At 63.2% G+C, this 467-nt stretch carries 1 protein-coding gene; it reads left to right on the forward strand.

Features of this window, described 5'->3' with window-relative positions:
- On the forward strand, window positions 1-467 hold a 467-nt coding region (locus HWX87_RS37760; protein WP_176051848.1), incomplete at both ends, for a cbb3-type cytochrome c oxidase subunit I.

A 467-nucleotide genomic window follows, 5' to 3' on the forward strand; every position in this document is an offset into this window, starting at 1 on the left:
GCCGCAGCCTATTACTTCATCGCGAAGGTGCTCGGGCGGCCCATCTACTCGTACGCGCTCTCGCTCGTCGGCTTCTGGGCCCTGGCCATGTTCTACAGCCAGGCCGGCATTCACCACCTGCTGGGCGGCCCGGTTCCGCAATGGCTGCAGAGCGTGTCGGTCGTCCAGAGCGTGATGATGATCGTCCCGGTGCTTGCCGTCGGTGTGAACCACCATATGACGGTGGCCGGCCACTTCGGCGCGCTGAAACACTCGCCTACGCTGCGCTTCGTCGTGCTGGGCGCCGTGCTGTACACGCTCGTATCGCTGCAGGGGTCGCTCGAGGCGCTGCCGTTCTTCAACCGGCTCGTGCATTTCACGCAGTACAAGGTGGCCCATGCCCATCTCGGCCTGTACGGCTTCTTTTCGATGATCATGTTCGGCTCGATCTACTTCACGATGCCACGCGTGCTCGAACGCGAATGGCC

Source organism: Burkholderia sp. BCC1644, assembly GCF_902833225.1.
Taxonomy (GTDB): Bacteria; Pseudomonadota; Gammaproteobacteria; order Burkholderiales; family Burkholderiaceae; genus Burkholderia.